The organism is Escherichia sp. KTE31 (assembly GCF_000407925.1).
GTDB classification, from domain to species: Bacteria; Pseudomonadota; Gammaproteobacteria; order Enterobacterales; family Enterobacteriaceae; genus Escherichia; species Escherichia ruysiae.
Map to the genome: position 1 here is coordinate 199,518 of NZ_KE136725.1, position 14,411 is coordinate 213,928.

Annotated in this window: 16 protein-coding genes; 8 read left to right on the forward strand and 8 right to left on the reverse strand. The window is 51.6% G+C overall.

Annotated features, from left to right (window positions below; genetic code table 11):
- Positions 1-4: 4 nt before the first annotated feature.
- The 3 genes from WES_RS06995 to WES_RS0121615 form a co-directional block, all read right to left on the reverse strand.
- Positions 5-1,216, reverse strand: a complete 1,212-nt coding sequence (locus WES_RS06995) for a nicotinamide mononucleotide deamidase-related protein YfaY (protein ID WP_016158669.1) — start codon at positions 1,214-1,216, stop codon at positions 5-7.
- Positions 1,217-1,315: 99 nt separating this feature from the next.
- Positions 1,316-1,858 carry a YfaZ family outer membrane protein gene (locus tag WES_RS06990; protein ID WP_000712687.1) on the reverse strand — a complete coding sequence of 181 codons (543 nt, stop codon included), beginning with the start codon at positions 1,856-1,858 and terminating at the stop codon, positions 1,316-1,318.
- Between the two features lie 26 nt (positions 1,859-1,884).
- On the reverse strand, positions 1,885-2,091 hold the full coding sequence (locus WES_RS0121615) for a hypothetical protein (protein WP_024195144.1): 207 nt from the start codon (positions 2,089-2,091) through the stop codon (positions 1,885-1,887).
- A 44-nt stretch (positions 2,092-2,135) separates the two neighbouring features.
- On the opposite strand from WES_RS0121615, the gene nudI reads away from it, so the two are divergent.
- Positions 2,136-2,561 (forward strand): nucleoside triphosphatase NudI, encoded by a 426-nt coding sequence (gene nudI / locus WES_RS06985; RefSeq protein ID WP_001249882.1) that lies wholly within the window; start codon positions 2,136-2,138, stop codon positions 2,559-2,561.
- Positions 2,562-2,599: 38 nt separating this feature from the next.
- On the opposite strand, the gene ais is transcribed toward nudI, so the two are convergent.
- The gene (gene ais / locus WES_RS06980; protein WP_016158670.1) at positions 2,600-3,202 is read right to left on the reverse strand and encodes a lipopolysaccharide core heptose(II)-phosphate phosphatase Ais; all 603 of its coding nucleotides are present in this window, start codon (positions 3,200-3,202) and stop codon (positions 2,600-2,602) included.
- Positions 3,203-3,518: 316 nt separating this feature from the next.
- Between ais and arnB the strand changes: the two genes are divergently transcribed.
- Genes arnB through arnF form a run of 7 tightly spaced genes read left to right on the forward strand, consistent with a single transcriptional unit; the run spans position 3,519 to position 10,869 of the window.
- Entirely contained in the window at positions 3,519-4,658 is a 1,140-nt protein-coding gene (gene arnB, locus WES_RS06975) for a UDP-4-amino-4-deoxy-L-arabinose aminotransferase (RefSeq protein WP_016158671.1), read from the forward strand.
- A 3-nt stretch (positions 4,659-4,661) separates the two neighbouring features.
- Positions 4,662-5,630, forward strand: a complete 969-nt coding sequence (arnC, locus tag WES_RS06970) for an undecaprenyl-phosphate 4-deoxy-4-formamido-L-arabinose transferase (protein ID WP_000461645.1) — start codon at positions 4,662-4,664, stop codon at positions 5,628-5,630.
- Positions 5,630-7,612 (forward strand): bifunctional UDP-4-amino-4-deoxy-L-arabinose formyltransferase/UDP-glucuronic acid oxidase ArnA, encoded by a 1,983-nt coding sequence (gene arnA / locus WES_RS06965; protein WP_016158672.1) that lies wholly within the window; start codon positions 5,630-5,632, stop codon positions 7,610-7,612. The genes arnC and arnA overlap by 1 nt, the downstream gene beginning before the upstream one ends.
- Positions 7,609-8,499 (forward strand): 4-deoxy-4-formamido-L-arabinose-phosphoundecaprenol deformylase, encoded by an 891-nt coding sequence (gene arnD, locus WES_RS06960; protein WP_016158673.1) that lies wholly within the window; start codon positions 7,609-7,611, stop codon positions 8,497-8,499. Before arnA ends, arnD begins: the two co-directional genes overlap by 4 nt.
- A complete protein-coding gene (gene arnT, locus WES_RS06955; RefSeq protein WP_016158674.1) occupies positions 8,499-10,151 on the forward strand; it encodes a lipid IV(A) 4-amino-4-deoxy-L-arabinosyltransferase in 1,653 nt (550 codons plus the stop codon). The genes arnD and arnT overlap by 1 nt, the downstream gene beginning before the upstream one ends.
- Complete coding sequence (gene arnE, locus WES_RS06950; RefSeq protein ID WP_000638003.1) at positions 10,148-10,483, forward strand: 4-amino-4-deoxy-L-arabinose-phosphoundecaprenol flippase subunit ArnE; 336 nt, start codon at positions 10,148-10,150, stop codon at positions 10,481-10,483. The genes arnT and arnE overlap by 4 nt, the downstream gene beginning before the upstream one ends.
- Positions 10,483-10,869: a 4-amino-4-deoxy-L-arabinose-phosphoundecaprenol flippase subunit ArnF gene (gene arnF, locus WES_RS06945; RefSeq protein ID WP_000523865.1), complete on the forward strand. Its 387-nt coding sequence runs from the start codon at positions 10,483-10,485 to the stop codon at positions 10,867-10,869. Before arnE ends, arnF begins: the two co-directional genes overlap by 1 nt.
- Here arnF and pmrD read toward each other — a convergent pair.
- From pmrD to menB, 4 genes are all read right to left on the reverse strand, one after another.
- The gene (gene pmrD, locus WES_RS06940) at positions 10,863-11,129 is read right to left on the reverse strand and encodes a signal transduction protein PmrD (protein ID WP_010356695.1); all 267 of its coding nucleotides are present in this window, start codon (positions 11,127-11,129) and stop codon (positions 10,863-10,865) included. The genes arnF and pmrD overlap by 7 nt on opposite strands.
- Before the next feature lie 109 nt (positions 11,130-11,238).
- A complete protein-coding gene (gene menE, locus WES_RS06935) occupies positions 11,239-12,594 on the reverse strand; it encodes an o-succinylbenzoate--CoA ligase (RefSeq protein WP_016158675.1) in 1,356 nt (451 codons plus the stop codon).
- Positions 12,591-13,553 carry an o-succinylbenzoate synthase gene (gene menC / locus WES_RS06930; RefSeq protein ID WP_016158676.1) on the reverse strand — a complete coding sequence of 321 codons (963 nt, stop codon included), beginning with the start codon at positions 13,551-13,553 and terminating at the stop codon, positions 12,591-12,593. The genes menE and menC overlap by 4 nt, the downstream gene beginning before the upstream one ends.
- Positions 13,553-14,410 (reverse strand): 1,4-dihydroxy-2-naphthoyl-CoA synthase, encoded by an 858-nt coding sequence (gene menB / locus WES_RS06925; RefSeq protein ID WP_000639990.1) that lies wholly within the window; start codon positions 14,408-14,410, stop codon positions 13,553-13,555. Before menB ends, menC begins: the two co-directional genes overlap by 1 nt.
- Position 14,411: the final 1 nt, after the last annotated feature.

The following is a 14,411-nucleotide window of genomic DNA, read 5'->3' on the forward strand; positions in this document are numbered from 1 at the left end:
TCTTTCACGCCCCCTGTGGCGACAGTGTCAACGACTCCACAACCTCAATCCAGCCATGCTCGCTGGCAATATCCAGGCCGTTTAGCCAGCGGCGCAGCATATTAAGCGCCATCATTGCGCACACCTCCTGACGGATAGCCTGGCTGTAGCGCGTGGTGCTGAAATGTACTCGCAGGGCGAAAGTGCCGTCTGGCGTAGCCAGCGCAAAGTTGAGATGCTCATCTTCCAAACCAGAAACCGCCAGCGCCAGCCCGGCGAAATGGTTAGCTCGGCGTTCCGTTATCCAGTGCGCAGTTTGCGCCAGGGTTTCTTCCTGTGAAGGAACCACTTCACACGCCAGTAATGGCGCCCCCGCGCGAGAAAGTTGCAAAGCCAGCAAGCCACCGGTGAATTGCTCGCTCAACGTCAGACTGAACTGGCGGCTTTGTAGTTCGCGGCTGATTTGCGCTGGCAGCCCTTCGGTGCCTTCGAAAATCACACTCTGTCCGGCAACACGTTTAACGTCCAGCCACAGTTTTTCCATTGCCTGTTGCTCGCTTGCCGGTCCGGTGAGTTTCAGTTCAATAATCGGCATGGAGGAGCGATAGCCCATCGTCACACCTGGCGGTAGTTGCAACGCATCCAGGCTTTGCGCCAGATCGCTTTCTGAACGACCAAAAGTGGTCAGCCGCAGACAAACCGGCGGTTGCGGCAAAGAAAAACGCTCACGCAGGCGCGGCAGGATTTCGTGCTCGACCATCACTTTAAATTCCGACGGCACGCCTGGGGTAAAGAACATCAGGCAACGGTTAAGTTGCACAGCAAAACCACAGGCCGTACCAACCGGATTATTGATAAATTCTGCACTGGCAGGCAGCTCCGCCTGTTTGCGGTTGCTCGGCGCCATTACGCGACCACGTTCGCGGAAATAGCGTTCCATCTCTTCGAGCCAGGCTTCATGAAGAACCAGGCTTTCACCTTTGGCGGTCGCTGCGGCGAGTGCGCTTAAATCATCACTGGTCGGCCCCAGTCCGCCATTGACGATCAGCACATCGGCGTGCTGGCTACGTTCGCGAAGAATGGTCACTAAATCCTCAAGGTTATCGCCCACAGTATTGCGGCGAGATAATGGCAACCCCTGATGAAAGAAAAAATCCGCCAGCCAGGCAGCGTTAGTGTCAACGATTTGCCCGTGTAACACTTCATCCCCGGTGGATAACATTTCCACTTTTAACATGGTTATCTCCTGCTTTTGTTATCGAATCACTATAACGCAAAGGGAGATAAGGCGTAGTAAGAAACTGAATGGCGCGGCAGAACGCCGCGCCGGAAGGCATCAGAAGCTGGCGCTAACCCCAACATACGGGCCGTCAGCCACCGCGTTGTCGCGATTGCCGTCTTTAGCCGACAGGTTCAGGTAGCGGTAGCCCGCCTCAATGCTGATCGGGCGCATAATGGTGTAACGCGCACCAGCATTCGCTTCTTCATAACTTTTAATACCGCTGGAGAGCGAATCCGGAGAGTAGTAATACTCGCCAAACAGACGGAAGCTATCGCCAATTTGCCACTGCAAGCCACCGCCTACCGCTGCGGCATAGCCTTCATCGCCGTCGTTCGGGTTGGTGTAAACGCCTTTACCGCCCACAGTTGCCATTAACGGTCCCAGCGGCAGATTCAATCCCAGGCCAACGCCCGCGACATCACCGTCGTCATCGTTATGTGTCCAGTTACCGCTTAATGCCAGACCGGTCGATTCAGTACCGAAACCGACGCCAATATTGGTATATTCTTTTCCCGCCTGACCGCTAATGCTTATCGCATTTGCCGATGCAGAAACCAATAGCATTCCAGCCAGAACTGGCAGTGCAAATTTTTTCATTTTTACCTTTTCCCGCAAGAAGATAATTAAAAGTCCCCAAAGCTGCGGGATTGTACTGCCTGACACAGAGGATTCAATGCGTGAAAAAAGCGATCTGCTAACTTATTGTAACTAAATACTTCTTTAATAATTAAGTGCAGAAAAAGTAGCCACCAAAAATTAATTGCCAGAAAAATAATCATCGCGGTTATCGTCGCAAAAAAGGCCAATGCCACTTTCACGAGTTGATCCATTGCCGTATTCTTTTGTTTTATTTTCAGAGGTAAGGAATATTCCCATGCGGCAACGGACTATAGTTTGTCCCTTAATTCAAAATGATGGTGCTTATCTGCTGTGTAAAATGGCCGACGATCGCGGCGTTTTCCCCGGACAATGGGCGCTGTCTGGCGGCGGCGTAGAACCCGGTGAGCGCATTGAAGAAGCATTACGTCGTGAAATCAGAGAAGAGCTGGGCGAGCAACTGATTCTTACTGACATCACGCCATGGACTTTCAGTGATGACATTCGTATCAAGACGTATGCAGATGGTCGCAAGGAAGAGATTTATATGATTTACCTGATCTTTGACTGCGTCTCTGCCAACCGTGAAGTGAAAATTAACGAAGAGTTTCAGGAATACGCATGGGTAAAACCTGAAGATCTTGCTCACTATGATTTGAATGTCGCCACTCAGAAAACGTTACGTTTGAAAGGTCTGATGTAACAGTAATGACAGCCATTATTGGCTGTCATATTAACAAATCACCGATTAACAAACTCACCATCCAGTAAAACGTTGCCATTTTCAACATGCATTACCAGCCCATCCAGATAATCTGGTTTAAATGTCACGTTTCGTTTATCTTTAGCGATATAGGTCAGACAATGGTTATGGGTGAAAATAACGATATTTTTATCTGGCGCTTTACTTTGCAACTCCTTAATTGTGTTATAAATCTCATTTCTACATTGTAGAAAACGTTTATCTACCGTCAGTTTTTTTCCAGCAGAAAACCAGGTCGCTGATTGAATAGTCCGAACGGTATTACTGGAATAAAGATCGAAATCAGGGATGTCCGCGCTAAAAGCTTTGCCCAGTTCACGGGCATTCTGAGCACCTTTCACCGTAATGCCCGTTTTGTCTGACAAGCATTGATTAGAGGAGCGATCGCAGCGTTCCGCATGGCGAAACAGAACCACAACCGGGTGCTGCTGCGCTAATCTGGCCAGCGTTTTATTGTCGATACGCGGCAAACCATTACTGCTCCAGGCAGCATGTGTACCCAGCCCCGCAATCGCCCCAAGCACCAGTAAAATGTAGATATATTTTTTAGACTTCAACGAAGTCCGACAAAAAGCTAACACTTAAGCTCCACCTATAGACAAGCGTAGCCAGCTAAATGACCGCGAAAACAAACGACATTTTCACTGGTAAATAGTGGCTGGGATAGTATTAAAACATTACGATGCACGCAAAATGCCTTAAATCTTGTCAAATTAAAAGCCTGAATAAGATACAAAAACAAAAAAAATAATATTTAAGCCTTATATTCATTCCTTAAGGTTAAATTAATGTTCTAACCTTAGAATTTCATTCCAAATGGCAAAATACAAATAACATTCCCTATGAAAAATATTAGCGAATAGCGGGGAAAGGTATTCAATGGCCGAAGGAAAAACAATGTCAGACTTTTTACCTTTTTCGCGTCCGGCAATAGGCGCGGAAGAACTCGCTGCAGTTCAAGAGGTTTTCGAATCCGGTTGGATAACCACTGGTCCGAAGAATCAGGCACTGGAAGCGGCCTTTTGCCAGTTGACAGGAAATCAACACGCTATCGCAGTCAGCTCGGCCACTGCTGGAATGCATATCACACTGATGGCGCTGGGGATTGGCGCTGATGATGAAGTCATCACTCCCTCCATGACCTGGGTTTCAACCCTCAATATGATCTCCCTGTTGGGCGCAAAGCCGGTGATGGTGGACGTTGATCGCGATACGCTGATGATCACGCCTGAAGCGATCGAAGCGGCCATTACGCCCTACACCAAAGCGATTATCCCGGTGCATTATGCCGGAGCGCCAGCAGATATTGACGCCATTCGCGCCATTGCTGAACGCCACGGTATCGCGGTCATTGAAGATGCCGCCCACGCCGTCGGTACGTATTACAAAGGTCAGCATACTGGTGCAAAGGGCACCGCTATTTTTTCGTTCCACGCCATCAAAAATATTACCTGCGCGGAAGGCGGCCTGATTGTTACCGATAATGAAAACCTCGCCCGCCAGTTACGCATGTTGAAATTTCATGGTCTGGGTGTCGATGCATATGACAGGCAAACCTGGGGACGCGCGCCGCAGGCTGAAGTATTAACGCCGGGCTATAAGTACAATCTGACCGATATTAACGCTGCGATAGCTCTGACGCAGTTGAATAAATTAGAGCAACTAAATACTCGCCGTCGCGACATTGCCCTGCAATATCAGCAAGCACTGGCAGCTCTCCCTTTCCAGCCTTTAAGCGTTCCTGCATGGTTGCACGTTCACGCCTGGCATCTGTTTATCATACGTGTTGATGAACAACGTTGTGGTATCAGCCGCGATGCTCTGATGGAAGCGTTAAAAGAAAGAGGCATTGGAACCGGGTTACATTTCCGCGCCGCCCACACGCAAAAATATTATCGCAAGCGTTTTCCCACGCTGTCGTTGCCGAATACGGAATGGAATAGCGAACGCATCTGTTCGTTGCCGCTTTTCCCGGATATGACCACCGCCGATGCCGACCGCGTCATCACTGCCCTTCAGCAACTCGCAGGACAATAAGCCATGTTTGAAATCCACCCTGTTAAGAAAGTCTCGGTGGTTATTCCCGTTTATAACGAGCAGGAAAGCTTACCGGAATTAATCAGGCGCACCACCACAGCCTGTGAATCGCTGGGGAAAGAGTATGAGATCCTGCTGATTGATGACGGCAGCAACGACAACTCCGCACAAATGCTGGTCGATGCCTCACAAGCGGAGGGCAGCCATATTGTGTCTATTTTGCTTAATCGCAATTACGGACAACATTCGGCAATTATGGCGGGATTCAGTCACGTTACCGGCGACTTAATCATTACTCTTGATGCCGATCTCCAGAATCCACCAGAAGAAATCCCCCATCTGGTGGAAAAAGCCGATGAAGGTTACGACGTGGTAGGGACTGTGCGCCAGAACCGCCAGGATAGCTGGTTTCGTAAATCCGCCTCGAAGATGATTAACCGGTTGATCCAGCGCACCACCGGCAAAGCGATGGGCGACTACGGCTGTATGTTACGCGCCTATCGCCGCCATATTATCGATGCCATGCTGCACTGCCATGAACGCAGCACCTTTATCCCGATTCTGGCGAATATCTTTGCCCGCCGCGCCATTGAAATTCCAGTGCATCATGCCGAGCGTGAATTTGGTGAATCCAAATACAGCTTTATGCGCCTGATTAATTTGATGTACGACCTGGTGACCTGCCTTACCACTACGCCGCTACGTATGCTGAGTCTGCTCGGCAGCATTATTGCGATTGGAGGTTTTAGCATCGCGGTACTGCTGGTGATTTTACGCCTGACCTTCGGACCACAATGGGCGGCAGAAGGCGTCTTTATGCTATTTGCCGTGCTGTTTACTTTTATTGGCGCTCAGTTTATCGGCATGGGATTACTCGGTGAATATATCGGCAGGATCTACACCGATGTCCGCGCCCGCCCCCGCTATTTTGTTCAGCAAGTTATCCGTCCATCCAGCAAGGAAAATGAATAATGAAAGCCGTCGTTTTTGCCTACCACGATATGGGATGCCTGGGCATTGAAGCCTTGCTGGCTGCCGGTTACGAAATTAGCGCCATTTTTACTCATACCGATAATCCTGGCGAAAAAGCATTTTATGGTTCGGTGGCTCGTCTGGCGGCGGAAAGAGGCATTCCGGTTTATGCGCCGGATAACGTTAATCATCCGCTGTGGGTAGAACGCATAGCCCAACTGTCACCTGATGTGATTTTCTCTTTTTATTATCGCCATCTGATCAGTGACGATATTTTGCAGCTTGCTACCGCAGGCGCATTTAATCTGCATGGTTCGCTGTTACCGAAATATCGTGGTCGCGCGCCGCTGAACTGGGTGCTGGTGAACGGTGAAACGGAAACTGGCGTTACATTGCACCGAATGGTGAAACGCGCCGATGCCGGAGCCATTGTGGCCCAACTGCGCGTTGCCATTGCGCCAGACGATATTGCCATTACGCTACATCATAAATTGTGCCACGCCGCGCGTCAGTTGCTGGAGCAGACATTACCCGCGATTAAACACGGTAATATTCTGGAAATCGCCCAACGTGAGAACGAAGCCACCTGTTTTGGTCGCAGAACACCGGAGGACAGCCGCCTGGAATGGCATAAACCGGCTTGTGTACTCCACAACATGGTGCGTGCCGTTGCCGATCCCTGGCCTGGCGCCTTTAGTTATGTTGGCAATCAGAAATTTACAGTCTGGTCGTCCCGCGTACATTCTCTTACTACTGCCGCACAACCGGGCAGCGTGATTTCTGTTGCACCGCTGTTGATTGCCTGTGGTTATGGCACGCTGGAAATCGTCACCGGACAGGCGGGCGACGGCATTACCATGCAAGGCTCACAATTAGCGCAAACACTGGGGCTGGTGCAAGGTTCTCGATTAAATAGCCAATCAACCTGCGCTGCCCGACGCCGTACCCGGGTACTCATCCTTGGCGTTAATGGCTTTATTGGCAACCATCTGACAGAACGCCTGCTGCGCGAAGATCATTATGAAGTTTACGGTCTGGATATCGGCAGCGACGCCATTAGTCGTTTCCTTAATCATCCGCATTTTCACTTTGTCGAAGGCGATATCAGTATTCATTCCGAATGGCTTGAGTATCACGTCAAAAAATGTGATGTCGTCTTGCCGCTGGTGGCGATAGCCACACCGATTGAATATACCCGCAACCCGCTGCGCGTATTTGAACTCGATTTTGAAGAGAATCTGCGCATTATCCGTTATTGCGTGAAATACCGTAAGCGAATCATCTTCCCATCGACTTCAGAAGTTTATGGGATGTGTAGTGATAAATACTTCGATGAAGACCATTCTAATTTGATCGTCGGCCCGGTGAATAAACCGCGCTGGATTTATTCGGTTTCAAAACAATTACTTGATCGGGTGATCTGGGCGTATGGCGAAAAAGAGGGTTTACAGTTCACCCTCTTCCGCCCGTTTAACTGGATGGGGCCACGGCTGGATAACCTTAATGCGGCACGAATCGGCAGCTCGCGCGCAATTACCCAACTCATTCTTAATCTGGTTGAAGGCTCACCAATTAAGCTGATTGATGGCGGAAAACAAAAACGCTGCTTTACTGATATTCGGGATGGCATTGAAGCGTTATACCGCATTATCGAAAATGCGGGGAATCGCTGCGACGGCGAAATTATCAACATTGGCAATCCTGATAACGAAGCGAGCATTGAGGAACTGGGCGAGATGCTGCTGGCGAGCTTCGAAAAACATCCACTGCGCCATCACTTCCCACCGTTTGCAGGCTTTCGCGTGGTAGAAAGTAGCAGTTACTACGGCAAAGGATATCAGGACGTAGAGCATCGAAAACCGAGCATCCGCAATGCTCGCCGCTGCCTGGGCTGGGAACCGAAAATTGATATGCAGGAAACCATCGACGAAACACTAGATTTCTTCCTGCGCACTGTCGATCTTGCGGAAAAATCATCATGACCAAAGTGGGCTTACGCATTGATGTCGACACCTTTCGTGGCACCCGTGAAGGCGTGCCGCGTCTGCTGGAAATCTTGAGTAAGCATAATATTCAGGCCAGCATTTTTTTCAGCGTTGGCCCGGACAATATGGGCCGCCATCTCTGGCGACTGGTGAGGCCACAGTTTTTGTGGAAGATGCTGCGCTCAAACGCGGCATCGCTTTATGGCTGGGATATTTTACTGGCAGGTACGGCATGGCCAGGTAAAGAGATTGGTCATGCTAACGCCGATATCATTCGTGAAGCGGCTAAACACCACGAAGTCGGCCTGCACGCCTGGGATCACTATGCCTGGCAAGCCCATAGCGGTCACTGGGATCGGCAAACAATGGTCGACGATATCGCACACGGCCTTCGCACTCTGGAAGAGATTATCGGCCAACCGGTAACCTGCTCCGCTGCCGCTGGCTGGCGTGCCGACCAACAGGTGATCGAAGCAAAAGAAGCGTTCCATTTGCGCTACAACAGCGATTGTCGTGGGGCGATGCCGTTTCGTCCATTGCTCGAATCAGGAAAGCCCGGCACTGCGCAAATCCCGGTGACCTTACCCACCTGGGATGAAGTGATTGGTCGGAATGTGAAAGCAGAAGATTTTAACGGTTGGCTACTCAACCGCATCCTGCGAGATAAAGGTACGCCGGTTTATACCATTCATGCAGAAGTTGAAGGCTGCGCTTATCAGCATAATTTTGTGGATCTCCTGAAACGCGCAGCTCGTGCAGGTATTATGTTTTGTCCTTTAAGCGACTTGTTATCAGAGAATTTACCGCTCGGTCACGTCGTTCGCGGAAGTATTGCCGGACGTGAAGGCTGGCTGGGTTGCCAACAAGTTGCGGGTAGTCGGTGATGAAATCGGTACGTTATCTTATCGGCCTCTTCGCGTTTATTGTCTGTTATTACGTGTTACCGATCAGCACACGTCTGCTCTGGCAACCTGATGAAACGCGTTATGCGGAAATTAGTCGGGAAATGCTGGCTTCCGGCGACTGGATTGTGCCTCATCTGTTAGGGCTACGTTATTTCGAAAAACCCATTGCCGGATACTGGATTAACAGTATTGGGCAATGGTTATTTGGCGCGAATAACATTGGTGTGCGGGCTGGTGTTATCTTTGCAACCCTGTTAACCGCCGCGCTGGTGGCCTGGTTTACTCTGCGCTTATGGCGCGATAAGCGTCTGGCACTACTCGCCGCTGTGGTTTATCTCTCGCTGTTTATTGTCTATGCCATCGGCACTTATGCCGTGCTCGATCCATTTATTGCATTCTGGCTGGTGGCAGGGATGTGCAGCTTCTGGCTGGCAATGCAGGCACAAACGAGGAGAGGCAAAAGCGCGGGATTTTTGCTGCTGGGGTTAACCTGTGGCATGGGGGTGATGACCAAAGGTTTCCTCGCCCTCGCCGTGCCGGTATTAAGCGTGCTGCCGTGGGTAGCGACGCAAAAACGCTGGAAAGATTTCTTTATTTACGGCTGGCTGGCGGTTATCAGTTGCGTACTAACGGTTCTCCCCTGGGGGCTGGCGATAGCGCAGCGGGAGCCTGATTTCTGGCACTATTTTTTCTGGGTTGAGCATATACAACGCTTTGCGATGGATGATGCCCAACATAAAGCCCCGATCTGGTACTACTTGCCTGTCATCATTGCCGGTAGCCTGCCGTGGCTGGGATTACTCCCCGGCGCACTTTACGCAGGCTGGAAAAATCGCAATCATTCCGCAACCGTCTATTTGTTAAGCTGGATGGTGATGCCGCTGCTGTTTTTCTCCGTCGCCAAAGGCAAATTGCCCACTTATATTCTCTCCTGCTTTGCGCCTTTAGCGATGTTGATGGCGCATTACGCTTTGCAGTCGGCAAAAAATAATCCTCTGGCGCTGCGAATTAATGGCTGGGTTAACATTGCATTTGGCGTCACGGGTATTATTGCCACGTTTGTTGTCTCCCCCTGGGGACCGATGAATACACCTGTCTGGCAGACTTTCGAGATCTATAAAGTCTTTTGCTCATGGTCTATTTTTTCGCTGTGGGCATTTTTCGGCTGGTACACCTTAACAAACGTGGATAAAACCTGGCCTTTTGCCGCACTTTGCCCGCTGGGGATGGCGTTGCTGGTAGGATTTTCAATTCCTGACAGAGTTATGGAAGGAAAACATCCGCAATTTTTTGTCGAGATGACGCAAGAATCACTTCAGCCGAGCCGCTATATTCTTACTGATAGCGTCGGTGTTGCCGCAGGTCTGGCATGGAGCCTGCAACGCGATGACATCATCATGTATCGTCAGACGGGTGAGTTGAAATACGGCCTTAATTATACGGATGCGCAAGGGAGATTTGTCAGCGGTGATAATTTTTCCAAATGGTTAAATCAGCATCGCCAGGAGGGGATTATTACACTCGTGCTTTCGGTTGACCACGATGAAGACATCAACAGCCTCGCCATTCCGCCCGCTGATGCTATCGATCATCAGGGACGTCTGGTGCTCATTCAGTACCGCCCAAAATGATCTGGCTGATTTTAGTCTTTGCCAGCCTGCTTAGTGTAGCCGGGCAGTTGTGTCAGAAACAGGCAACCGGCTTTGTGGCAATAAACAAACGGCGCAAACATATCGTACTGTGGCTGGGACTGGCGCTGGCTTGTCTTGGCCTTGCGATGGTGCTTTGGCTACTGGTCTTACAGAATGTACCGGTGGGCATTGCCTACCCGATGTTGAGTCTGAATTTTGTCTGGGTGACGCTGGCTGCGGTAAAACTGTGGCACGAGCCGGTATCGATGCGTCACTGGTGCGGGGTGGCATTCATTATTGGCGGCATTGTGATCTTGGGGAGTACCGTATAATGGGTCTGATGTGGGGATTATTCAGCGTCATTATTGCTTCTGCAGCACAATTAAGTCTGGGTTTTGCGGCGAGTCATCTGCCGCCGATGACGCACTTATGGGATTTTATCGCGGCTCTGTTAGCTTTTGGCCTGGATGCCCGGATACTGTTACTCGGGCTGCTGGGTTATCTGCTTTCCGTTTTTTGTTGGTATAAAACGCTACATAAACTTGCGCTAAGCAAAGCCTATGCCTTGCTCAGTATGAGTTATGTGCTGGTATGGATTGCTTCAATGGTACTTCCCGGCTGGGAAGGGACTTTTTCGCTGAAAGCACTACTGGGAGTAGCCTTTATTATGAGCGGGTTGATGCTGATTTTCCTGCCCACGACAAAACAACGTTACTGAGTTTTCCCTGCCGCTTTACACTGCCGTTCCCACTCATCGGGGCTATAACTGCTTGCCGAGAGGACTTTCACCGTGTGCAACTTTTCACGATTAATACAGTAAAGCGCATTCTGCAAAGGCGAGAGTAAATCCCCCACTTTCACGGCGAAGTCACTCTTCACTTCAGCGATCATTTTTATCGCACCGCCAGCACCGCAGAGCATAAGAACATGTCTGTTATCTTGTTTATCGCAACATGATTTTTTGACCAGCCATTCCATTGCATTATCCTGTTTGCTAAGAGTTTTCACATTAAGTTACAGATTAACAGATAAACTCTTTATCAACGGCAATGGAATGGCAAAAATGAGATGTGAAACGGATGATCCATTACTGCTGGCGTTGAACCCACTCTTTCAACGCCTGGCGTGAGATCTTAATGCCGCCGTTTTTCAGTTCAGGAGGAAGCGTCAGCCAACGCACCGGCTGCTGAAAACGTGCCAGTTTATCTTTCACCCATTCGCTGAGATCAACGACTTCGCTGTCATACTCCACGACAGCCACCGGGCGATGACCAAACTCCTTGTCTGCAACGGGGACGATAAACACCTGCAAAACCGCAGGATGCGCAGCAATAACCCGCTCCACTTCTTCCGGCTGAATACCTTCGCCACCGCTAAAGAACAGATTATCTAAGCGCCCGACAATAGTCAGTTTACCGTTATGCATCTCGCCGCGATCGCGCGTAGCGTACCAGCCTTCGTCGTTCACCAGCGGCACCAGTTGTCCGTTACGCCAGTAACCTTCGGCCATACTGGCAGCGCGCAACCACACTTCATCGTTAACGATTTTTACTTCCCGACCGGGCAGCGGCGAACCGACGTCCGCCAGACCGTCCGCTTCCTTTGCGCATACCGTGGAGGCGAACTCCGTCAGACCATAGCCGCAAAAGCAACGGATGCCCTGCTCGCGCGCCTGTTCCGTCAACTCGACCGGGATCGCCGCGCCGCCAAGCAATACCGCTTTCAGAGAAACTGAACTACGGTTAACCAGCAAACGCCAGAGCTGCGTCGGCACCAGCGAAGCGTGAGTACAACCTGCCAGCATTTGCTCCAGTGGCTGTTTATCGCGTACCGTCATCCGTGCGCCAGCGTAGAACCAGCGCCACATAATTCCCTGACCGGAAACGTGAAATAGCGGCAAAGAGAGCAGCCAGTCATCGTGCTCGCCAAACGGAATCAGCGATAACACACCTTCGGCGCTGGCAAGATGAGCCTGATAAGTATGAACAGCGGCTTTTGGCAACCCGGTAGAACCAGAGGTCAACGTCATTGAGCACAGACGTGTCGGCTGCCACATTGCTGCATATGCGCCCTCTCCAGCCTGAATTTGCAGCGAAGTTAACGCCGAAAAGGTGTTCTCCCCTTCCGGCACCAGCGCAAATTGCAGAGTAAGATTGGGCAGCAACTCCTCAAGCAACGGCTGCGGAAGCTGTGGGTTGACGGGAAGCACCCGCACACCGCATTGCAGCAACGCCAGCCAGGCCAGCAGCGTTTGCGGTGTATTCCACGCCCGCAGCATCACGCCGCTGCCCTCAACCACGCCCTGCGCCGCAAAGCCCGACGCTAATTCATCGACGCGAGCACAAAGCTCGCGCCAGTTGAGTTGCTCATCATTGAGCCGTAAGGCGATGGCATCTCCCCGCACCTGCCGCCAGTGACGCCACGGCCAGTCAGAGAAGATCATAGCAGCCGCTCCAGTGCATCTGATTCCACTAACGGTAGCGGGCTACCCGGCCAGCGACGAACCTGCTGCGCCTGCATCAGATCCAGCGTGTCCAGCCCCGGAATGGTGTCTGGCGTTAACCAGGCAGCAATCCGCGCCAGTTGCGTTAAGCCTAAGCTAGACTCGATGGAAGAACTGATCACCGCCGTCAGCCCCAGCGCGTGCGCCGACTGCACCTGCTCGCGTACTTTTTCCAGGCTGCCAGTGAGTGTGGGTTTGATAACCACCGCGCGCACACCCTCTTCCGCCACAAAGGCAAAATCCGGCTCGCGCAGGCTTTCATCCCAGGCAATGGCAATGCCGGTTTCACGGGCAAAGGCTCGCGAATCATCGCGGGTTTTGCACGGCTCTTCGAGAAAAGCGATGCGGTCGCGATAATCCGGGTTAACGTATTTGGCAAACTGCTGGCTCTTCAGCGGCGTCCAGGCGCGATTCGCGTCAAGACGCAAATGCAGATCCGGAACCGCTTCCAGCAACAGATTCACCACCATGCCGTCGCGCACGGCTTCGTATAATCCCACTTTGACCTTCGCCACTTTCTCACCTGGCATATCGGCAAGTTTGAGGATCAGATCGTCAGGATCGCCGTTACACAGCGGTGCCGCACGGTAATTGGCTGCCTGCGGTAACGTATCGGTAAGCTCTGCCAGCGCGCAGCTCACGCCAAAGGCAACGGAAGGCATTTGCGGTAATTCGCAATCACCTGCCAGCCAGTCATTTACCCAGGCAAGCAGCACACTTTGCGCCTCCTCCCTGGTTTCCTGACTGAAGCCCGGCAGTGGGGAGATCTCTCCCCACCCTTCGCGCTCGCCGTCGCGCAGGCAAACGTACAGCCCGTCGCGGGTTTTTAACCGCCTGTCGCGCAGAACCACCCCCGCGTCCATGGGGATCTGCCAGCGGTATACCTGCGCGCTACGCATTACGGATTCCGTTTGAATTTGCTGAAATCAGGCTGACGTTTCTGGTTGAAAGCATTACGACCTTCCTGACCTTCTTCCGTCATGTAGAACAGCATAGTGGCGTTACCCGCCAGCTCTTGCAGCCCCGCCTGACCGTCGCAGTCGGCGTTCAGCGCAGCTTTCAGGCAGCGCAGCGCCATCGGGCTGTTTTGCAGCATTTCGCGGCACCAGCGGACGGTTTCTTTTTCCAGATCCGCCAGTGGCACAACGGTGTTCACAAGGCCCATGTCCAGCGCCTGTTTTGCGTCGTACTGACGGCACAGGAACCAGATTTCACGCGCTTTTTTCTGTCCGACAATACGCGCCATATATGAAGCACCCCAGCCGCCGTCGAAGGAGCCGACTTTCGGGCCAGTCTGACCGAAGATGGCGTTTTCTGCCGCAATGGTCAGGTCGCACATCATGTGCAGAACGTGACCGCCGCCGATGGAGTAGCCAGCCACCATCGCGACAACCGGTTTCGGGCAGGTGCGGATCTGACGCTGGAAGTCCAGCACGTTCAGGTGATGTACGCCGGAGTCATCTTTATAGCCGCCGTAATCACCACGCACTTTCTGGTCACCGCCGGAGCAGAACGCTTTATCGCCTGCACCAGTCAGAATGATCACGCCGATGTTGTCGTCATAACGCGCATCCGCCAGTGCCTGGATCATCTCTTTTACCGTCAGAGGACGGAAGGCATTGCGCACCTGCGGACGATTAATGGTGATTTTTGCGATACCGTCGGCAGATTTTTCATAACGAATGTCCTCGAAACCTTCGGAACAGTCGTGCCATTCAACCGGTGCGTAAAGCATTGCTTCATCAGGATAAATCATA